General features: G+C 72.6%; 17 protein-coding genes. 7 read left to right on the forward strand and 10 right to left on the reverse strand.

Annotated elements, in window-relative coordinates; all coding sequences use genetic code 11:
• Positions 1–2 precede the first annotated feature (2 nt).
• The 3 genes from pstA to pstS form a co-directional block, all read right to left on the reverse strand.
• The gene (gene pstA, locus C229_RS0103565) at positions 3–887 is read right to left on the reverse strand and encodes a phosphate ABC transporter permease PstA (RefSeq protein ID WP_018653705.1); all 885 of its coding nucleotides are present in this window, start codon (positions 885–887) and stop codon (positions 3–5) included.
• A complete protein-coding gene (gene pstC / locus C229_RS0103570; protein ID WP_018653706.1) occupies positions 884–1,867 on the reverse strand; it encodes a phosphate ABC transporter permease subunit PstC in 984 nt (327 codons plus the stop codon). The genes pstA and pstC overlap by 4 nt, the downstream gene beginning before the upstream one ends.
• A gap of 92 nt (positions 1,868–1,959) precedes the next feature.
• Positions 1,960–3,057 carry a phosphate ABC transporter substrate-binding protein PstS gene (gene pstS, locus C229_RS0103575; RefSeq protein WP_018653707.1) on the reverse strand — a complete coding sequence of 366 codons (1,098 nt, stop codon included), beginning with the start codon at positions 3,055–3,057 and terminating at the stop codon, positions 1,960–1,962.
• A 236-nt stretch (positions 3,058–3,293) separates the two neighbouring features.
• Here pstS and C229_RS0103580 point away from each other — a divergent pair, with 236 nt between their 5' ends.
• A complete protein-coding gene (locus C229_RS0103580) occupies positions 3,294–3,743 on the forward strand; it encodes a hypothetical protein (RefSeq protein WP_018653708.1) in 450 nt (149 codons plus the stop codon).
• Here the strand turns inward: C229_RS0103580 and mshD are convergent.
• A complete protein-coding gene (gene mshD, locus C229_RS0103585) occupies positions 3,718–4,581 on the reverse strand; it encodes a mycothiol synthase (protein WP_033424060.1) in 864 nt (287 codons plus the stop codon). The two genes, C229_RS0103580 and mshD, sit on opposite strands and share 26 nt — an antisense overlap.
• Positions 4,582–4,677: 96 nt before the next feature.
• Here mshD and C229_RS0103590 point away from each other — a divergent pair, with 96 nt between their 5' ends.
• On the forward strand, positions 4,678–6,357 hold the full coding sequence (locus tag C229_RS0103590) for a bifunctional metallophosphatase/5'-nucleotidase (RefSeq protein WP_018653710.1): 1,680 nt from the start codon (positions 4,678–4,680) through the stop codon (positions 6,355–6,357).
• Positions 6,358–6,409: 52 nt separating this feature from the next.
• On the opposite strand, the gene C229_RS0103595 is transcribed toward C229_RS0103590, so the two are convergent.
• The 5 genes from C229_RS0103595 to C229_RS0103615 all read right to left on the reverse strand — a co-directional run bounded on the left by C229_RS0103595 (position 6,410) and on the right by C229_RS0103615 (position 13,106).
• Positions 6,410–7,576 carry an inorganic phosphate transporter gene (locus tag C229_RS0103595; RefSeq protein ID WP_018653711.1) on the reverse strand — a complete coding sequence of 389 codons (1,167 nt, stop codon included), beginning with the start codon at positions 7,574–7,576 and terminating at the stop codon, positions 6,410–6,412.
• Entirely contained in the window at positions 7,573–8,190 is a 618-nt protein-coding gene (locus C229_RS0103600) for a DUF47 domain-containing protein (RefSeq protein WP_018653712.1), read from the reverse strand. The genes C229_RS0103595 and C229_RS0103600 overlap by 4 nt, the downstream gene beginning before the upstream one ends.
• Before the next feature lie 387 nt (positions 8,191–8,577).
• Positions 8,578–8,760, reverse strand: coding sequence for a hypothetical protein (locus C229_RS0103605; RefSeq protein ID WP_018653713.1), 183 nt, complete (start codon positions 8,758–8,760; stop codon positions 8,578–8,580).
• A 163-nt stretch (positions 8,761–8,923) separates the two neighbouring features.
• Entirely contained in the window at positions 8,924–12,442 is a 3,519-nt protein-coding gene (locus C229_RS29270; protein WP_033423908.1) for a hypothetical protein, read from the reverse strand.
• 133 nt (positions 12,443–12,575) lie between these two features.
• A complete protein-coding gene (locus C229_RS0103615; RefSeq protein ID WP_033423909.1) occupies positions 12,576–13,106 on the reverse strand; it encodes a gamma carbonic anhydrase family protein in 531 nt (176 codons plus the stop codon).
• 257 nt (positions 13,107–13,363) lie between these two features.
• Between C229_RS0103615 and C229_RS0103620 the strand changes: the two genes are divergently transcribed.
• Together C229_RS0103620 and def are read left to right on the forward strand one after the other, a co-directional pair.
• Complete coding sequence (locus C229_RS0103620; protein WP_020608187.1) at positions 13,364–14,341, forward strand: DivIVA domain-containing protein; 978 nt, start codon at positions 13,364–13,366, stop codon at positions 14,339–14,341.
• Positions 14,342–14,404: 63 nt separating this feature from the next.
• Positions 14,405–14,923, forward strand: a complete 519-nt coding sequence (gene def / locus C229_RS0103625) for a peptide deformylase (protein WP_018653715.1) — start codon at positions 14,405–14,407, stop codon at positions 14,921–14,923.
• Between the two features lie 4 nt (positions 14,924–14,927).
• Here the strand turns inward: def and arfB are convergent, their stop codons facing one another.
• Positions 14,928–15,353: an alternative ribosome rescue aminoacyl-tRNA hydrolase ArfB gene (gene arfB, locus C229_RS0103630; RefSeq protein WP_018653716.1), complete on the reverse strand. Its 426-nt coding sequence runs from the start codon at positions 15,351–15,353 to the stop codon at positions 14,928–14,930.
• Positions 15,354–15,438: 85 nt separating this feature from the next.
• Here arfB and C229_RS0103635 point away from each other — a divergent pair, with 85 nt between their 5' ends.
• The 3 genes from C229_RS0103635 (at position 15,439) to C229_RS0103645 (ending at position 19,190) form a co-directional block, all read left to right on the forward strand.
• Positions 15,439–16,239, forward strand: coding sequence for an oxygenase MpaB family protein (locus C229_RS0103635; protein ID WP_018653717.1), 801 nt, complete (start codon positions 15,439–15,441; stop codon positions 16,237–16,239).
• Between the two features lie 804 nt (positions 16,240–17,043).
• Positions 17,044–17,754: a response regulator transcription factor gene (locus C229_RS0103640; RefSeq protein WP_018653718.1), complete on the forward strand. Its 711-nt coding sequence runs from the start codon at positions 17,044–17,046 to the stop codon at positions 17,752–17,754.
• Positions 17,751–19,190, forward strand: coding sequence for a sensor histidine kinase (locus C229_RS0103645; protein WP_018653719.1), 1,440 nt, complete (start codon positions 17,751–17,753; stop codon positions 19,188–19,190). Before C229_RS0103640 ends, C229_RS0103645 begins: the two co-directional genes overlap by 4 nt.
• Positions 19,191–19,197: the final 7 nt, after the last annotated feature.

The following is a 19,197-nucleotide window of genomic DNA, read 5'->3' on the forward strand; positions in this document are numbered from 1 at the left end:
CGTCAGTGCCCGGCGGGCTTGAATCGGCGGGCGACGAGGCGGGCGGCCAGGTTGAGCAGCATGATGATGCCGATCAGCACGAGCGCGCCGGTCCAGGCCCGGTCGATGGAGTTCTGGTTGGGGTCGCTCGCCTGGTCCCAGATGAAGGTGGGGAGCGAACCCTGGGGGCCGTCGAACGGGTTGGTGTTGATGGCCTTGGTGAAGAAGATCGTCAGCAGCAGCGGCGCCGTCTCGCCCATGATGCGGGCGACGGCGAGCATGATGCCGGTGAGGATGCCGGTGAACGCCGTCGGCAGGATGACGAAGCAGATCGTCCGCCAGCGCGGCACGCCGAGCGCGTACGACGCCTCGCGCAGGTCGTTCGGGACGAGTTTCAGCATCTCCTCGGTGGCCCGCACGACGGTGGGGATCATGAGGATCGTCAGGGCGAGCGCCCCGGCGAAGCCGGAGAACGCGAACCCGAACGTCAGCAGCCACAGCGCGAGGACGAACAGGCCCGCGACGATCGACGGGATGCCCGTCATGACGTCCACGAAGAACCCGATCGCGCGGGCGAGCCGCCCGTCGCCGCCGTACTCCACGAGGTAGATCGCGGTGAGGACGGCGATGGGGACGGCGATGACGCTGGCGATCGCGACCTGCTGGAGGGTGCCGATGATGGCGTGGTAGGCGCCGCCGCCGACGTCCCGGCCGCCGACGCCGTTCATCGAGTAGCCGAAGAACGTGGGGTCGAGCCGGGCGAGACCGTTGGACACGACCGTCCACAGCACCGACACGAGCGGAATCAGCGCCAGCCCGAACGCACCGTAGACGAGCACCTGCGCGACCCGGTCCTTGACCTTGCGTCCGACCGAGACGGTGCCGAGCGGGCTCGACGGGGCGGTCATGTGAACTCCTTGCGGCGTGCGACGACGGCGCGGGCGGCCATGTTGACGAGCAGGGTGATGACGAAGAGGACGAGGCCGGACGCGATGAGCGCGCCGCGGCCGTTCTCGGTGGCCTCGGCGAAGCTGTTGGCGATGTTGGCGGCGAAGGTGGCGCCGCCGTCCTCCAGCAGGTGCAGGTTGATGCCGGGCACGTACGTGAGGACCATCGCGACGGCGATGGTCTCGCCCATCGCGCGGCCGAGGCCGAGCATCGAGGCGCCGATGACGCCGGAGCGCCCGTAGGGCAGCACCGACATGCGGATCATCTCCCAGCGGGTGGCGCCCAGGGCCAGCGACGCCTCCACGTGCGCGCGCGGGACCTGGAGGAACACCTCGCGGGAGATCGACGAGATGATCGGCAGGATCATGATCGCCAGCACGACCGAGGCGGTGAAGATCGAGTTCTTGCCGGGGCTGTCGCCGCCGAACAGCGGAATCCAGCCGAGCGCGGAGTTCAGCCCGGCGCTGATGCCCTCCATGTGCGGGGCGAGGACGGCCAGTCCCCACAGCCCGTACACGATGCTGGGCACGGCGGCGAGCAGGTCCACGACGTAGCCGAGGCCGGACGCGACGCGGCGCGGCGAGTAGAACGCGATGAACAGCGCGATGCCGACCGCGACGGGCGTCGCCATGAGCATCGCGAGCAGCGACGACATGACGGTGCCGAACGCGAGCTGCGCGATGCCGAACTTCGGCGGGTTCGCGTTGGGGTTCCACTCCTGCGAGGTGAGGAAGCCCGCCTCGTTCGCCTGGAGCGCCGGGATCGCCTTCCAGACGAGGAACACGCCGATCGCGGCGATGATCGCGAGGACGGTGATCCCCGACCCGCGCGCCGCGCCGGCGAAGATCCTGTCACCGGCGCGGCCGGTGCTCATGGCCCGCGTGGGGGCGCGGTGCCGGGCCGTCTCCGCCTGGGACGCGAGGCCGGTCTCGGTGGTCACGGATTCTCCTTCTCGGGGTCCGCCGGTCGAACGGGGTCCGGCCCCGTCACCGCGGTCGGCGGTGACGGGGCTGGCGGGGCCGTGTCCTGCGGTCAGGACAGGGCCTTGACGGACGCCTGGACCTTGGTGAGCACGGCGTCGGGCACCGGCGCGTAGCCGAGGCCGTTGAGGGCCTTCTGGCCGTCGGCGCTGGCCGTGTAGGTCAGGAAGGACTTGACGAACTTGGCCTGCTCGGCCGGGAGGCCCTTGGTGCAGGCGATCTCGTAGGTCACGAGGACGATCGGGTAGGCACCCGCCTCCTTCGTGGCGTAGTCGATCTTGAGGGCGAGGTCGTTGCCGGTGCCGACGACCTCGGCGCCCGCGACGGCCTTGGAGGCGCTGTCGGCGGAGAGCTTGGTGTACTCGCCCGCGCCGTTCTTGACCTGCGCGGTCTGGAGCTTGTTGTTCTCGGCGTAGGACATCTCGACGTAGGAGATGGCGCCCTTGGTGCTCTTGACCTGCGAGGTGACGCCATCGGACTTGTTGGCGCCCTGGCCGGTGGAGTTCGGCCACTTCTTGGCCGGTTCCCACTGCCAGGCGTCGGCGGCGGTGGCCTTGAGGTACTTGGTGAAGTTGTCGGTGGTGCCCGACTCGTCCGCGCGGTAGACCGTCTTGATCGGGTCGGAGGGCAGCTTGGCGCCCTCGTTCTCCTTGGCGATCGCGGGATCGTTCCAGGTCTTGATCTTCCCGCTGAAGATGCCCGCGATGGTCGCCGGGGAGAGCTTCAGGCCGTCCACGCCGTCGAGGTTGTAGACGACCGCGACCGGGCCGACGACCATCGGCAGGTTGAGGGCGTCGCCGCCGGTGCAGCGCGTCTTGGCGGCCTGGGCCTCCTCGGGCTTGAGCGCCGAGTCCGAGCCGGCGAACGCGACCTGCCCCTGGTTGAAGAGCTGGATGCCCGCGCCCGAGCCGTTGGCGTTGTAGTTCAGGCTCGCGCCGGCGCACTTGCTGGCGTAGATCTTCGTCCACTCTTCGATCGCGTTCTTCTGCGCGCTCGACCCGGCGGCGTTGACCGTGCCGGTCGCACAGTCGATGTCGCCGGAGGGGGCGGCCGACGTGGGGGTGTTGGCGTCGCTGCCGCAGGCCGACAGGGCCACCACACCCGCCACGACCACGCCGCCGAGCGCGGCGAGCCGGGAACCGTTCTTCACCGGAGGGTCTCCTCTGAGGTTTCGTCTTCGCGGCGGGCCCCGTGGCGGGTCCGGACCTTGTGTCCAGGGGGCGGGGTCGCCGTCGAATGCGAAGTTAGGCAGGAGAGGTGACCAGACACCCCGGTTGAGATGAACGGAGAGTGAACTGGGCCGGGCAGACCTACGAAGAACGTCCCGATTTGCCATGTCGCTGAGATGAACACGCAGGTCATGAACGCGTAGATAGCCTTGTTTGTATGGGTTTCAACGTGTTCGCCAGGAAGGTCCGCGACGCCGAGCAGCCCTGCGCGCGACGCCTCCGCGCGCTCGCCCTGATCGAGGACAGCCGGGGGCTGTGGCACGCCGACATCGCCGCCTACGACGTCCGCCGCCGCGCCGCCAAACGGGCGGGCCGCCGCGTTCCGGACGAACCGTTCCCCCACGTCCCGCGCCGCTGGTACGGCGACGCCCGCGCCGCCGCCGTCCACGCGCTGGCGTACGGACGGGCACGGCTCGACGCCCCTCCCCCGCTCGGCCTCCTGGTGGACGCCTGCCTGGCCGCCGACGGCGACCCCGGCGCGGAGGTGCGCGCCGAGGCCGCCGCCTACAAGGGCCCGCCCGCGCTGCGGCGGATGGCCCGGCTGATCGTCATGGCCGCCGACGGCGACGCGCCGGGGGTCGTCACGTCCCGGGCGTTCCGTACATGACGTCCACGGTGTGCGGGACGAAGCCGAGGGAGCGGTAGAGGCGGACGGCGGCGGTGTTGGACTCGTCCACGTACAGCAGGATCGCCGGGACGCCCTTGTCGCGCAGGTGGTGCAGGCCCGTCAGGGTCAGGGTGCGGCCGAGGCCGAGGCCCTGCGCGGCGGGGTCGACGCCGACGACGTAGACCTCACCGAGGCCGTCCGGGTGGGTCTTCGTCCAGTGGTAGCCGACGATCGCGCCGTCGCGTTCGGCGAGGAAGAAGCCCGCCGGGTCGAACCAGTCCTCGGCCTCGCGCCGGAGAAGGTCGTCGCGGGTCCAGGCGCCCTGTTCGGGGTGGGACGCGAACGCGCGGGCGTTGACGGCGAGCCAGGCGTCCTCGTCGGCGCCGGGACGGAACGTCCGGAGGGTGACGCCGTCGGGGAGCGCGACGCCGGGCAGCGCCGGGCCCGCGTCGCGGCGCATCTGGAACAGCACCCGGACCCGCTCCAGCCCCTCGGCCGAGGCCAGCGCGGCGGCCGCCGGAAGGTCGCCGTGCGCCCAGACGCGCAGCGGCCCCTCGGCCAGCAGCGCGCGCAGCAGCGCCCGCCCGTGCCCCCGGCGGCGGTGCGCCGGATCGACGACCAGTTCCGCCGACGCGCTCTCCCCCGGCGCGGCGGGCTCGACGTGCGCGTACGCCACGACCAGGCCGTCGTCGTACACCGCGCGGCCCGGCCGCCCGTGCCGCAGCGCGAGCAGCGCCTGCTCCGACAGCGGCCCGACCTCGTCGGTGGCGGTGGCCGCGTCGACCAGCGCCTCCACCTGCGTCGTCTCGGTCTCCGGCACGCCCCGCACATCGCTCATGATCGCCACTGTAGGCGAGTGAGCCTGCGGAAACGTCACACAAACGTCATGGTCCCGCCGGGCTTCGGATGCCCGCGCGCTCTAGGTTCCCAGGACATGATCAGACGACGCTTCACCGTGGCCGCCGCCCTCGCGGGCCTGGCGGTCACCGGCGTGGCGGCCCAGCCCGCCGCCGCCAGCCCGGCACCGACCGTGCCGGTGCGGCTCCTGTCGCTCAACGACTTCCACGGCAACCTCGAACCGCCCACCGGCAGCTCGGGCACCGCCGTGGACGAGCACGGCGCGTCCGTCCCGGCGGGCGGCGCCGCTTACGTGGCCGCGCACATGAAGCGGCTCACCGACCGCAACACGCTCAAGGTCGCCCAGGGCGACCTGATCGGCGCGTCTCCCCTCATCTCGGCCGCCTACCACGACGAGCCGTCCGTGCAGTTCCTCGGCGACATCGGCGTGACCGCGTCCGCCGTCGGCAACCACGAGTTCGACGAGGGCTACAAGGAGCTCCAGCGCATCCAGTTCGGCGGCTGCCACCCCGTCGACGGCTGCTCGCCCGCGGGTAAGTGGAAGGGCGCCAAGTTCGACTACCTGGCCGCCAACGTCGGCCAGGGCAAGCTGAAGCTACCGATCCTCAAGCCGTGGACGATCCGGATCGTCAACGGCGTCCCGGTCGGCTTCATCGGCGTCGTCACCAAGACGACCCCCACCATCGTCACCGCCGACGGCATCAAGGGCCTGACGTTCGACGACGAGGTCGCCGCCGCCAACCGCGCGTCCAAGCAGCTCAAGGCGCTCGGCGTGAAGGCGCAGGTGCTGCTCGTGCACGAGGGCGACCAGACGCCCGCCGGGCAGAGGCCCGACGCGTGCGGCGTCGTCCCCGGCGCCGGGACGCGCATCGCCAAGGACGCCGACCCCGAGATCGACGCCGTCCTCGCGGGCCACACGCACCAGCAGTACGTCTGCTCGGTCACCGACCCGAAGGGGCAGCCGCGGCTGTACTCGTCGGGCTCGTCGTTCGGCCGGATCATCACCCAGGTCGACTTCCAGGTGAACAAGGCCACGCGCGACGTCGTCCGCACGTCGATCAAGGCCGACAACCACGTCGTCACCCGCGACATCGACCCCGACGAGGACACCCAGACGTTCGTCCGGACGTGGAAGGACCGCGTCGCGACGATCGCGAACAAGCCGGTCGGCCGCATCACCGCCGACCTGACCCGCGTGCCGTCCCCGGCGGGCGAGACGACGCTCGGCAACGTCGTGGCGGACGCGCAGCTCGCGGCGATGAAGGGCCAGGGCGCGCAGATCGCGCTGATGAACCCGGGCGGCAACCGCGCCGACCTGACGTTCGCGCCGTCCGGCGCCGAGGGCGAGGGCGTCGTCACCTACGGCGAGGCGTTCGCGGTGCAGCCGTTCAGCAACGTCCTCGGCGTCACGACGCTGACGGGCGCGCAGCTCGACGCGCTGCTGGAGCAACAGTGGACGAGCGCAGGCGAGAAGATCCTCCAGCCGTCGGCGTCGCTGCGCTTCACCATCGACCGCTCCCGCCCGGTCGGCGACCGCGTCTCGGCCATCACGGTCGACGGCGCGCCGGTCGACCCGGCGGCGAGCTACAAGGTGGCGGCGAACAACTTCCTGCTCGGCGGCGGTGACGGCTTCACGACGTTCACCCAGGGCACCGGCCAGGTGCTCGGCCCGATCGACCTGGACGCGCTCGTCGCCTACTTCGGGACGGCGTCCCCGGTCGCGCCCCCGGCGCTGAACCGCATCTCCGGCCAGTAACCACGGAAAAAGGGCCGCCCCGGGAGATCCGGGGCGGCCCTTGACGTTCCGGTCAGGCGCCGAACAGGTGGACGACCCAGTAGACGATCGCGGCGACCAGCGCCGCCGCCGGCATCGTCAGCACCCACGCCGTCAGGATGTTGCCCGCGACGCCCCAGCGCACGGCCGAGAAGCGCTTGGTCGCGCCCGCGCCCATGATCGCCGAGGTGATCGTGTGGGTGGTGGAGATCGGGGCGTGCCAGATGTAGGCCGCCGCGTACAGCACGACCGACGCGGTCGCCTCGGCCGCGAAGCCCTTGGGCGGGTCGAGTTCGATGACCTTGCGGCCCAGCGTCCGCATGATGCGCCAGCCGCCCGCGTACGTACCGGCGGCGAGCGCGCCCGCGCAGGCCAGGATGACCCACAGCGGCACCGAGTCGCCGTCCGCGTGGCCCGTCGTGACGAGCGCCAGGACGATGATGCCCATCGTCTTCTGCGCGTCCTGGAGACCGTGGCCGAGCGCCATCGACGCCGCCGACAGCGACTGCGCGATGCGGAACCGGCGGCCCACCCGGGCCGGGTTGGCGCGGCGGAAGATCCACAGCAGCGCGACCATGAAGAAGTACGCCAGGAAGAACCCGACGACGGGCGAGACCACCATCGGGATCGCGACCTTCTCGCCGACCGTGCTCCAGCTCACCGACGACGCCGAGGCCAGGCCCGCGCCGACGATGCCGCCGATGAGGGCGTGCGAGGACGACGACGGCAGCCCGAAGAACCACGTGATCATGTTCCAGGTGATCGCGCCGAGCACGCCCGCCGCGACGACCGTGAGGCCGTGCAGCCCGGACGGCGGCGTGATCACGTCGCTGACCGTCTTGGCCACCTGGACGCCGAGCAGCGCGCCGACGAGGTTCATCACGGCGGCCATGATCAACGCCGCTCTCGGTGTCAGCGCCCGTGTCGAGACCGAGGTCGCGATGGCGTTCGCCGCGTCGTGGAAGCCGTTGGTGTAGTCGAACACCAGCGCCACGACGATGACGAGCACCAGCACCGCCATCTGCGCGTCGGTGCGCAGCCCGACCGCGCCCATCGCGATGATCAGCAGGATGCTGACCGGCAGCAGCAGCCAGAACTTGTCCGGCCCGCGCCGGGCCTGTTCGGCCAGCGGCGGGGGCGGCGGCTGCGCGGGAGGCGGCGGCGGATCGACCGTGACGCCCGGCCCGTCGGACACGCTCACGACTCCTTGACCGCGATCGTCTCGACGGTGTTGGCGACGTGCTCGAACGCGTCGGCCGCGTCCTCCAGCCGGTCGATGATCTCCTTGAGCTTGAGCACCATCAGCGTGTCGTACTCACCGCTGAACAGGTGCGCGAGCAGCTTCCGGTAGACCTGGTCACCCTGGTTCTCCAGGCGGTTGATCTCGATCCAGTACTCGTTCAGCTCCTTCATCGAGCGCAGCTTCGGCATCGCCTCGGCGGTCAGCTCGGCGGCGCGCTCCAGGACCTCGACCATGTGGACGATGCCCTTCGGGAACTCGTCGATCTTGTAGAGGACGACCAGGTCGGCCGCCTCCTCCATCTCGTCCATGACGTCGTCGATGGTGGAGGCGAGGCGGTAGATGTCCTCGCGGTCGAACGGCGTGATGAACGTTTCGTTCAGCCGCCGCATGATCGCGTGGGTCGCCTCGTCGCCCGCGTGTTCGCAGGCGCGCATCTTCTCGGCGATGGCCGGCCGATCGGCGCCATCACTGATGAGCTCCACGAGCAGCCTGGCGCCGGTGACCAGGTTGTTCGCCGAGTCGGCGAACATGTCGTAGAAGCTGTCCTCACGCGGCGTGAGACGCAAGCGCACGTCGTTCTCCTGAAGTGCCGGAACGGTCCGCAGAGGATCGTAGGCGCAACCAGCCGTAAAAGTAACCTTCGTCCCGAGTTCGGCTGTCGGCACCCGCCCCCTCACCTAGAAGGTTGCCCTAGATCATGTCGCGCACACGCCCGTACACGCACGGATGAAGCGCCTCTTCCGGGCTTCCCGCCGCCGAAACCCGCGACTGCGGAGCGTGAGAGTCCCGGCCGCGTGACTCTGCTCACAAGCAGGACGGGTGGGGCGTCACGCCACAGGTTGGACGCGATTGCGTGACGGAACGGCCGCGACGGCGCGGCGGCGAGGCCCGCAGCCGGGCTATGACATGGGAAGAGGCCCCGCGCCGGTCGTCCCGGCGCGGGGCCTCTCCCTACGTTCTCAGTCCTGCCGCGTCAGCTCACGGCGACCGCCATCGGAGTCCACTCCCAGGGCCGAGTCGATCTCGGCGAGGGTCAGCGGCTCCTCCGCCGTCGCCACGGCGCTGAGCAAACCCGCGAAGAGTTCGATCTCGTCCAGTGCGACACTGTCCTGGACGCGCAGATCGAGATTCTGCCCGCGCATGCGTCCACCTCCAGGTCCATCCCGCGTCGCGGGATTGAACTGCACCCACTGCCCTGTGTCAGGCTACGCGTCATCCCGCGCCGGGCACATGACCCAAGAGGGCCATTCGGGAACCACCCACCGCCATGATCCCCACGAACCAGTCATCCGGCACCTTCGCAGGTCAGGGCAGGTCCTCGGCGGTCAGCCGGGCGACCGTCGCGGCGTTGACGTCGGCGCGCGCGAGCCGCGCCGCCTGCCGCGCCACCGTCTGCTCGAACAGGGCGCGGACCGTGCGGGCGAACCCGAACGACGGGTCGTCGCGCAGCCGCTCGAACCGGGTCAGCAGCTCGACGCGCAGCTCCTCGTCCAGCACGTACAGGTCGCGGTCGGCGTAGCTCTGGAAGAGGCGGACCAGCTCCCGGTCGCCCATCCCCTCGAACTCCACGATCTCCCCGAACTCGCCCCGGAACACCGGGTTCCCGGCCAGGAACCCCTCCATCTCCCGGCGCGGGCCCGCACAGACCACCATGAGCCGGGCGCCGCGCGCGGCCATCGCGGCCCGCAACTCGTCCACGACGGCCGGGACGCGGTCGAGCCGCTCGGCGTCCTGGATGACCAGCACGCCGCCGAGCGCCTGCTCGACCATCGCCGCGACGCGTCCCTGCGTGTCGATGCGGTCGCGCCCGGCCAGGTGCATCGGGCGGCACTCCACCACGTGCCCCGAGTCGAGCAGGCCGAGCGCCGCGTACACGCCGCCGAGCAGGCCCGCGACCGTCGTCTTGCCCGACCCGGCCGGGCCCGTGAAGATCAGGTGCAGCGGGTCCTTGCCGCCGACGCCGTGCCGCAGCCGGTCGGCGGTCTCCTGCGCCGTCGCGGCCAGCCGCCGGACCGTCGCCTTCACCTCGTCCAGGCCGGTCAGCGTGTCGAGCTGGGCGAGATGCCCGTCGATGTCGCCGGGCGGGCGCAGCGCGGGCTCGATGCTCTCCGCGACGCCCGCGAGGTCGGCGGCGCCGAGCACCAGCCGGTCGCGCGAGGCGCCCGCGCGCTCCAGGTGCCTGCGGCACGCCTGGTCGAGATAGGACTCCACGAGCCGCGCGCCGACCAGGTCGCCGGGGCCGCGCAGCCGGTCCAGGTCGGTGCTCGCGGTCTCCAGCGCGTCCGAGCCGACGGTGACGCGACGCTCGTCGGCCAGCAGGTGCAGCAGCACCATGCGGTTCTCCACGCCGGAGAAGTCGGGCAGCCGGTAGACCTGGAACGCGTCGGCCAGCCGGGGGTGCTCGTCGCGCAGCCGCTGGAACGCCGACGGGTCGCAGGTGGCGACGAGCGGCGTGGACGTCGCCGGGCTGCGCCGCGCGCGGCGGATCTCCGCCGCGACGGCCGCCGGGTCGGGCGCGGCGGTGACGACCTCGTCCAGGTCCTCGAAGAGGATCGCCGGGCCGTCGCTGGTGAGCAGGGCCGCGACGCGGTCGGGCGGCGCGCCCCGGACGTCGCCGGGTTCGTGCGCCCGCAGCGCGCCGTCGCCGTGGCCCGCGTCGGCCATGGTCAGCGCGATCAGCCGCGCCAGCCGCCGCTGGCCCGTGTGCGGCGACCCGACGAGCAGCACGCTCGGCACGCCGTTGCGGACGCCGGGACGGCCGTCGACGCGGGTCTCCTCGGCGGCGTCCAGCGCGTTCCACAGCGTGATCTGCTCGCGGACGTCGTCGAGCAGGCCGCCCGCGTCCAGCGGGCCGGACACGAAGCCGATGCCGAAGCGCTCCAGCACGCGGCGGTCGCTGCGGTCCTGCGGGGGCGGGATCTCCTCGACGGGACGGGCGGGGGCCGGGGTGTCCTCCAGGAAGCCGAAGTCGCCGATCATCGTCTCGGACATGACGCGCGTACCGGGCGGCGGCGGAGGCTTGGGCGCCTCGGGCTCGGGGGTGCCGACGCGGGTCGCGGGGGCCGGCGGCGTCGCGGCCCGCCGGCCGGGGTCGACCCGGGTGCCCTCGAAGACGGCGGCCTCGTCCAGCGAGGTGCGCGGCGCCGGGGCGACGACGGGCTCGGCGGGCGGCTGCGGCGAAGCGACGGGCGGCTGCGCGTTCTGCGGCTGCGCCTGCTGGGGCTGGGGCTGCGCGGGCTGGGGCGGCTGCGCGGAGCCGAAGCCGAGCGCCGTGTACGGCGGCGCGATGTCCACCGGCGCCTCGGGCGGCGCCGCGTCCGGCGCGCTCGCGCCCCATCCCTGCGGTGCGGCGGACGGGCGGGCGGGCTCGTCCTGCGGGCTCTCCGCGGGAGGCTGCACGAACGGCCGCTCCTGCCCGGGCCGCGCCCCCGGCGCCTGCGGCGTGCCCGGCGCGAACCCGGGCTGCGAGCGGGCGCTGTGCGGCGGCGGCTGCGGCGACGCGGCGGGCGTGCCCGTGGAGGTGCGCGACGCGGCGCGGGCCCGGTCGCGGCCGATGATGTTCGCGATGATCGCCGTCGGCACCGGGAAGCCGCGCGGCCGGGCGGGCATCCCGACCAGCCGGCACCAGGCCAGGTCGAGTTCGTAGACGGCCGCCAGCAGCGTCTCCTCGGCGTCCCGGCCCGCCCGGCGGACGGCGCCGCGCAGCGGCTCGGCCAGGCTCAGCTCGTCCGGCCAGAGACGGCGCAGCGGATGCCCTGTCTGGTGCAGCGCCGCCTGCACCGTGTACCGGACCTCGGGGTCGAGCCAGGGCACGATGCCGGAGGCCATCTCGTCGCGCACGACCGAGAGGTCGGCCGCGAGCAGCGCCGCCGCGACGAGCCGGGGCTCAATGAACGCCGCGTCGTCCGGGTCGCCCGCGAGCGGCACCAGCGTCTCGGCCAGCGAGTAGAACGCGTGCCGGAAGTTGTCGCCCGGGGAGCTCTCGTTGCGCAGCGACGGCACCAGGTGCGGCGGGCAGCGCGTCAGCCACTGCTGCACGATCGCCGGATCACCGTAGGGCAGCGCGCCGTAGTCGACCGTCGGGTTGCCGATCGTCGAGCCGAGGATCTCCAGCAGCGCGTCGGCGCGGACCTGGAAGCGGGCGTCCTCCCGCAACGCGGACGCGGCGGCCCACATCGTCCGCAGCACGACGACGGCCGCGTCCACCCGGCCCGCCCGCAGCCGCTCGGCGTACAGCGCGACGAGCGACTCCAGCGGCGGCGGGGTGAGCCAGCGCGGGCCGTCCACGGCCGGAAGCGGACGCGCCCGGTACGGCGACCACAGGTCGAGCATCTGGGCGTCGAGGCGGGCGTCGAACGCGGGCGCGCCCGCGCACCACAGCAGCACGCCCCAGGCGACGACGACCGTGGACGGCACGTGCTGCGCGAACTCGGCGTTCCAGTGCGGGTACTCCTCGGCGGGCAGCGCCGCGGCCAGTTCGAGCGTCGCCCGCACCCGCATCGCCAGGTCGGACGAGAAGCCCGTGCCGATGAACGGCTTGAGCGGCGGCGCCTCGTAGGAGAAGTCGGGCCCGGCGGGGACGACGTGCGCGGGGAGCTGCGGCGTCTGGCCGAGGCCCTGGCCGGGCCGGGCGCTGGACCGCACGGCGGGCGAACTCGGCGGCGGGCACAGGTACCACTGGCCGTCGGACGGATGCAGCCGGTACCACCGCGCCCACGCCCCGAACAGCCACCACGAGCCGTCGGGCAGCGCGAGGACACGCCCCGCGATGGCGTGCTGGCGCTGCTGCGGCGCCGCACCCGGCCACCACTGCGCGCCCACCATCGCCCGCGTGTCCCGCTCGGCCGCCGTGAACGGATCGTGCCCCGCAGGGGGGCCTGGCGGCTGAGCACTGCCATAGCCCTGTCCCCACACCACGGTCGCTAGCTTAGTCAGACGACGCGCCGGTCCGTCTCGGTCAGCCCCGCTGCTGCCAGTCGGCGCTGGCGTGCTTGCGGGCCTTCTCGACGTAGACCTTCGGCGTGAACTCCAGCACCGCGCGGTCGTTGTCGTTGAGTTCGCGGACGACCTTGGCCGGGGCGCCCGCGACCAGCACGCCGGACGGGAATCGCTTGCCCGGCGTGACCAGCGCGCCCGCGGCGACGAGCGTCCCGGCGCCGATGCGGGCGCCGTTCAGCACGATCGCGCCGATGCCGATCAGCGCGCCCTCCTCGACGTGCGCGCCGTGCACCATCGCCTTGTGGCCGAGGCTGACGCGGTCCTCCACGACGGCCGGGACGCCCGGGTCGGCGTGCAGGCAGCACAGGTCCTGGACGTTGACCTCGTCGCCGACGACGATCTCGGCGTCGTCGCCGCGCAGCACCGATCCGTACCAGACGTTCGTCAACCGGCCGAGCCGGACGTTCCCGACGACGACGGCGCCCGGCGCGATCCACGCCTCCGGGTGGATGTCCGGCACGTCCGCTTCAAGTGACCCCACATAGCTCATGGCGCCGATGGTAGATCCCCGTGCGCGGACACTCCGCGACGCGGGTCGCACACGCGGATTCGGCGGAGATTCGATAGTTTGTGGACCCGCCCTCGATGAAGTAACGGCAGCAAGAACGGCGATCCGGTTGCGCGAATGGGTCGGACCGGACAAGAGTCGAAGGTGCCGTTCCCTCCCGTGGCGAAACGGGGCGGCGAGGCCCGCACACCGACCCTGACGGGGTGATCGTCATCCCCGCCACACGACCCCGAGGCATCATGAGCAACGAAGCCGAGATCCTGCCGAACCTCCAGATGGAGGAGAACTTCGAGATCGTCATGCGCGGCTACAACCGCCGCCATGTCGACGAGTACATCGCCCGGTGCCAGAGCAAGCTGCGCGAGCAGGAGGCGCGGCTCGCGCGGGCCCTCAGCGAGGTCGAGCACATCCGCCGGGAGATGGCGGAGGTCCGCGAGGCCCGCAAGCCCACCGGCGACGACCTGTCCGACCGGCTCAAGCAGATCATCAACCTGGCCGAGGACGAGGCCCGCGACAAGGTCTCCCAGGCCCAGTCCCGCGGCGAGCAGATCCGCAAGGACGCCGAGTCCGAGTCGCAGCGGATCGTCGCCGAGGCGCGCGACCACGCCGAGCGCGACGTCGCCCAGGCCAAGGAGAAGTCCGAGCACATCCTGGAGGCGGCCCGCTCGGAGTCCGAGAGCGTGCTGTCGTCCGCCAAGCAGGACGCCGAGCAGACCGTCACCACCGCCCGGCTCGAGGCCGAGCGCACGCTGACGTCCGCCGAGCGCCGCGCGGGCGTCATCAACGAGGGCGCGACGCAGCGGCTCACGCAGCTCACCCGCAACCACACGCAGGCGCTCCAGCGGCTCACCGAGATCAGCGAGACGCTGCACCGGCTGCTGACCGTCGAGAACGAGGCGGGGCCGCTGGAGAAGATGGTGGACGACGCGGTCAAGCAGCCCGTCCCGGCGGCCGCGCGCAAGCCGCAGCCGTCCGCGCCCGCAGCGCCCTCGGCTCCGTCGGCTCCGCCCGCGTCGCCGGCGCCGTCGGCGCCCTCGGCGCCGTTGGCGTCCAAGCCCGCCGTGGCCGCCGCGCCGACGCCGCGTCCGGTCACCGCGCCCGCCGGGCCGTCCGTCATCGAGGGGACCGTCACCGACGCGCCCGTCCAGCAGCAGGCCAAGGCGCCCGCCCGGCCCGACGCCGACGACGTCCCGCCGCACCGGCCGTCCGACAACTGACGCGTCTCGCGGGGGTCCGGCGCCCGTACCGGGCCCCCGCGCGGCGTGCCTAGGATCGGTGCCATGGCGAAGGCACGCGGGACGGTGCGTCCCATCCGATTCCTGGGCGATCCGGGACTGCGCACGGCGTGCGACCCCGTCCGGACGTTCGACGCCGCGCTCGACCGGCTCATCGACGACATGTTCGCCTCGATGTACGCGGCGGAGGGCGCGGGCCTGGCCGCCAACCAGATCGGCACGGCGCTGCGCGTCTTCGTCTACGACTGCGCCGACGACCGGGGACGCCGCCACGTCGGGCACGTCGTGAACCCGACGCTGGAGCTGGCCGACGGCGACCTGCTCACCGAGCCCGAGGGCTGCCTGTCGGTGCCCCGGCTCCGCTTCCCGACGCCGCGTTTCGCGCACGCCGTCGTGTCCGGCGTCGACCGCCGCGGCAAGACCGTGCGCGTCGAGGGCACCGGCTACTTCGCCCGCTGCCTGCAACACGAGTGCGGCCATCTCGACGGCGGCGTCTACATCGACACGCTCTCCGGCGACGCCCGCCGCGACGCGATGCGCGCCATCCGCGCCGCCCGCGCCTGACGGGTCAGTCCCAGCGGGACGAACGCTGCCGCTTGACGTCCGAGCGGCGCTTCTTGTCGGCCAGGCGGCGTTCGTTGAGGCCGCGCGGGATCTTCTTCGGGATGCGCTTCTTGGGCGGCGGCGCGAGCGCGTCGCCGAGGACGCGGGCGAGGCGTTCGCGGGCGGCGTCCCGGTTGCGCTGCTGCGAGCGGAACTCCTCGGCGCGGATCGTCAGGACGCCCCGGACGAGCCGGTTCTCCAGCCGTCGCAGGGCGCGTTCGCGCAGCGGGTCGGGCAGGGACGGCGAGTTCGCGACGTCGAAGGAGAGTTCGGCGGCGGTGGCGCTGGTGTTGACGTGCTGCCCGCCCGGACCCGACGAGCGCGAGAAACGCCAGCTCAGCTCGGCCTCGGGGATCGAGACGGAGCCGCGGACGTGGATCTGGTCGGACATGCTCTGATTATCCCCACCGGGAGCGGAGCATGTCGTCCGGTTTTCCGCTGGCACGACTGCAAGTACTTACTTACAATCGTGACCCATGACCGGCCTCTTCCACGACGACGACCTCATCCGCACCGTGGGCCGCGAGGGCCTGCTGATCGCCGCCGGCGGCGCCGCGTCCCTCCTCCAGACGGCCCACCCGCAGATCGCCCAGGGCGTCCACGACCACAGCTACACCGCCGACGACCCCGCCCGCCGCCTGCGCAACACGATGGGCTGGCTCTACACGGTCCAGTTCGGCACCCGCGACGAGGCCGAGCGCCTCAGCGCCCTCGTCCGCCGGGGCCACGACTCCGTCACCGGACCCGGCTACCGCGCCGACGACCCCGAACTCCAGGTCTGGGTCGCGGCGACCCTTTTCGCCGTCGCCGTCCAGTTCCACCAGCTCGTCTTCCGGCACGCCTTCGCGCGGCCGGAGCTGGAGGCGTTCTACGCCCAGTCGAAGGTCTACGCGACGATCCTCGGCTGCCCCGAATCCCGCCTACCGGCCACGTACTTGGACTTCCGCGCGTACTACGCCGGGATGCTCCGCACGCTGCGGCTGTCGCCCGCGTCCCACGCGGTGGCCCGCCAGGTCCTCTACCCGACGGCGCCCGGCAGCGCTCCCCGCCCGGCCCTCGCCGCGGTCCGGCTGCTGACGACCGGCCTCATGCCCGCACCCATCCGCGCGCAGTACGGCTGGTCCTGGACGCCCGCCCGGCAGCGCCGGTTCCGTCTGCTGACGTCGGCCCTCGCCGCGACGTATCCCCGGCTGCCGCTGCACGTCCGGACGTCCCCGCGCGACCGCTACCTGGCCTCCACCCGCCGCATGCTGGCCCGGCTCCCCGCCCCTCGCTGAGCGAACCGGACACAGGGGACACGGCCGCGCGCCCCGTGGGGACGGGGCACGCGACCGTGCTTCCCATGCCGGGTCGTGCGGAGCCCGGCCCGGCTCCGCACGCCCTCATCACCGGTGGTGGTCCGCTCGTCCGCCCGCTCCCCCCGGAGCCGTGACCGCGCGGTACCACCGATGACGTCTCTGGTCGCCCGAACATGCGTGCGGCGTCGTCCGCCGGGATGGCGAAGCCGACGCCGACGCCGCCCCGGCGCACCCGGTGCCGGCGACCGGGCTCGTCCGGAAGGCGAACCGTGGCCCGAGATTCATGCGGCGTGCTCCTCCCAGGCCACGGGGACGTTGGACAGGACGCCCCTCCCGCGACCTCACGGCCCGGGAGGCGCCCTGTGTCCACCACCCCACCCCACCCACCTGAAAGAAACCTGAACGCCCGCACAACCTTCCCCGAGAGCCCCACGCCCAGGACCCCGCAACCGTTATCCACAGGCCAAGGCCGAAGCCTCCCTGCAAGCCCCCAACGCGAAAGAATGAAATCAAGGGGGTCCCCAGACGGGTTGCGAACCCCTTCTTCGTGCTGCCTCCGAGCCAGGTGAAAAAAGTTATCCACAGGCCCGGGTTCCGGATTTCGCAAGGGTGCTCGGAGGAGCAGGATCGGGGGTGCCGGACGCGGGAGTGTCCGGGGCAGGCGTCGGCGGGGAGGGGTCCGGGCATGTTGCAGGAGATGTTCAGCTTTCTTTCAGGCAGAGGTGGCAGCCTCGGCGCGAACGGGGTGAGGGGGAAGGCGTGGCCGATACGACGGGCGCGGGCATGGGCGACGGGCGTGCTGCGGAGGCGCGGCTCCTCGTCGTCGAGGACGAGCCCAACATCCGCGAGCTGCTCGCGGGCAGCCTGCGCTTCACCGGCTTCGACGTGCTCACCGCCACCAACGGCGCCGACGCCGTCCAGGCGGCCCGCCGGCACCGGCCCGACCTCATCGTCCTCGACGTCATGCTGCCCGACATCGACGGCTTCGACGTCGCGCGGCGGCTCCGCTCCGGCGGCGACCACACGCCGGTCCTGTTCCTCACCGCCCGCGACGCCGTCCAGGACCGCATCAAGGGCCTCACGATCGGCGGCGACGACTACGTCACCAAGCCGTTCAGCCTCGAAGAGGTCATCGCCCGCATCCGCGCCGTGCTGCGGCGCTTCCGCGGCGGCTCCACCGAGCCCACGCCCCGCATGGTCTTCGCCGACATCGAACTCGACGAAGACTCGCACGAGGTCTGGCGCGGCGGTTCGGTCATCCAGCTCTCCCCCACCGAGTTCAAGCTGCTGCGGTACTTCATGGCCAACGCCGGACGCGTCCTGTCCAAGGCGCAGATCCTCGATCACGTCTGGAACTACGACTTCCAGGGCGACGCCGGCATCGTCGAGTCCTACGTCTCGGCGTTGCGGCGCAAGGTCGACAACGTCGAGCCGCGGCTCATCCACACCCTGCGCGGCGTCGGTTACGTCCTGCGCGAGCCCCCGGCCGGATGAGCCTGCGCGGCCTCGCCGGGCGCACCTCGCTGCGGGTGCGGCTGATCGCCGGCGTCCTCGTCCTGGTGACGCTCGGGCTCACGCTCATGGGGTCGGCGGGCGCGGGAGTCCTGCGCACCTACCTCGTGGGCCGTGCCGACGCCACCCTGCACGACACGGTGCCGCGCGCGGCCAAGCAGGTCGTCCCGCAGCTCGGCACGCAGGACGACCGCGTCTACGTGAACCTGCCGAGCGAGATGTACGTGCAGGTGCACAGCCCCGGCGGGCGGCTCCGCACCGGCGATCCGCCGCCGTTCAACACGCCGGGCCGCCCGGTGCTGAGCGACGCCGAGGTCCGCCGCGCGGCCGAGCCCTTCACCGTGTCGGGCACGGCCGGAAACCCGTGGCGGGCGCTGGCCGAGCCCCTGCCGGACGGCAGCGTCCTGGTCCTCGCGATGAGCCTGGAGGAGGTGGAGCGAACGGTCGGGCGGCTGATCGGCATCGACGTCATCGTCGGGCTGCTCGTGGTCGTGGCGATCACCGTCCTCGGCGTGTGGGTGGTGGGCGCGAGCCTGCGTCCGCTCCGCGAGATCGAGGGGACGGCGGGCGCCATCGCGGCGGGCGACCTGTCGCGCCGCGTCCCCGACACCGATCCGCGCACGGAGGTGGGCAGGCTCGGCTACGCCCTGAACGGCATGCTGAGCCAGATCGAGGCGGCGTTCGAGGCGCGCGCGGTGTCGGAGGCGTCGGCGCGCCGGTCGGAGGAGCGGATGCGCCGGTTCGTCGCCGACGCGGGCCATGAGCTGCGCACCCCGCTGACCGCGATCCGCGGCTTCGCCGAGCTGTACCGGCAGGGCGCGGCGTCCTCTCCGGAGGAGGTCGCCCGGCTGCTGGGCCGCATCGAGGAGACGGCCGCGCGGATGGGCCTGCTCGTCGAGGACCTGCTGCTGCTGGCCCGGCTCGATCGGCAGCGGCCGATCGAGCTGCGCCCGGTCGACCTGCTGGCGGTCGCGGCCGACTCGGTCCGCGAGGCCCGCGTCGTCGCGCCGGACCGTTCGATCGACCTGTCGGTGGACGGCAGCACGGCCTACGGCGTCCTCGGTGACGAACCGCGCCTCCGCCAGGTCCTCGGCAACCTGCTGGCCAACGCGATCACCCACACGCCCGACGACACGGGAATCGAGGTGCGGCTCCGGCCCGGCTCCCTGAACGGCGTTCCCGCAGCGGTCTGCGAGGTCACCGACGAGGGCCCCGGCCTCCATCCCGACCAGCGCGACCGCGTCTTCGAGCGCTTCTACCGCGCCGACCCGTCCCGCAGCCCCGAGAACGGCGACACCGGCACCGGCCTCGGCCTGTCCATCGTCGCGGCCCTGGTGGCCGCCCACCACGGCCGCGTAGAAGTCGACTCGACCCCGGGCGAGGGCGCCACCTTCCGCGTCCTCCTCCCCCTCGACTGACCCACCG

The sequence above is a fragment of the Actinomadura flavalba DSM 45200 genome (assembly GCF_000374305.1).
GTDB classification, from domain to species: Bacteria; Actinomycetota; Actinomycetes; order Streptosporangiales; family Streptosporangiaceae; genus Spirillospora; species Spirillospora flavalba.

Bases quoted from the DNA above. Each gene is read 5' to 3' on its own strand.
- C229_RS0103640 (WP_018653718.1), top strand. From the start codon at position 17,044: ATGGGCGACGGGCGTGCTGCGGAGGCGCGGCTCCTCGTCGTCGAGGAC.
- pstA (WP_018653705.1), bottom strand. From the start codon at position 887: ATGACCGCCCCGTCGAGCCCGCTCGGCACCGTCTCGGTCGGACGCAAG.
- C229_RS0103605 (WP_018653713.1), bottom strand. From the start codon at position 8,760: ATGCGCGGGCAGAATCTCGATCTGCGCGTCCAGGACAGTGTCGCACTG.
- C229_RS0103620 (WP_020608187.1), top strand. From the start codon at position 13,364: ATGAGCAACGAAGCCGAGATCCTGCCGAACCTCCAGATGGAGGAGAAC.
- C229_RS0103590 (WP_018653710.1), top strand. From the start codon at position 4,678: ATGATCAGACGACGCTTCACCGTGGCCGCCGCCCTCGCGGGCCTGGCG.
- C229_RS29270 (WP_033423908.1), bottom strand. From the start codon at position 12,442: ATGGTGGGCGCGCAGTGGTGGCCGGGTGCGGCGCCGCAGCAGCGCCAG.
- C229_RS0103580 (WP_018653708.1), top strand. From the start codon at position 3,294: ATGGGTTTCAACGTGTTCGCCAGGAAGGTCCGCGACGCCGAGCAGCCC.
- mshD (WP_033424060.1), bottom strand. From the start codon at position 4,581: ATGAGCGATGTGCGGGGCGTGCCGGAGACCGAGACGACGCAGGTGGAG.
- def (WP_018653715.1), top strand. From the start codon at position 14,405: ATGGCGAAGGCACGCGGGACGGTGCGTCCCATCCGATTCCTGGGCGAT.
- C229_RS0103615 (WP_033423909.1), bottom strand. From the start codon at position 13,106: ATGAGCTATGTGGGGTCACTTGAAGCGGACGTGCCGGACATCCACCCG.
- C229_RS0103635 (WP_018653717.1), top strand. From the start codon at position 15,439: ATGACCGGCCTCTTCCACGACGACGACCTCATCCGCACCGTGGGCCGC.
- arfB (WP_018653716.1), bottom strand. From the start codon at position 15,353: ATGTCCGACCAGATCCACGTCCGCGGCTCCGTCTCGATCCCCGAGGCC.
- C229_RS0103645 (WP_018653719.1), top strand. From the start codon at position 17,751: ATGAGCCTGCGCGGCCTCGCCGGGCGCACCTCGCTGCGGGTGCGGCTG.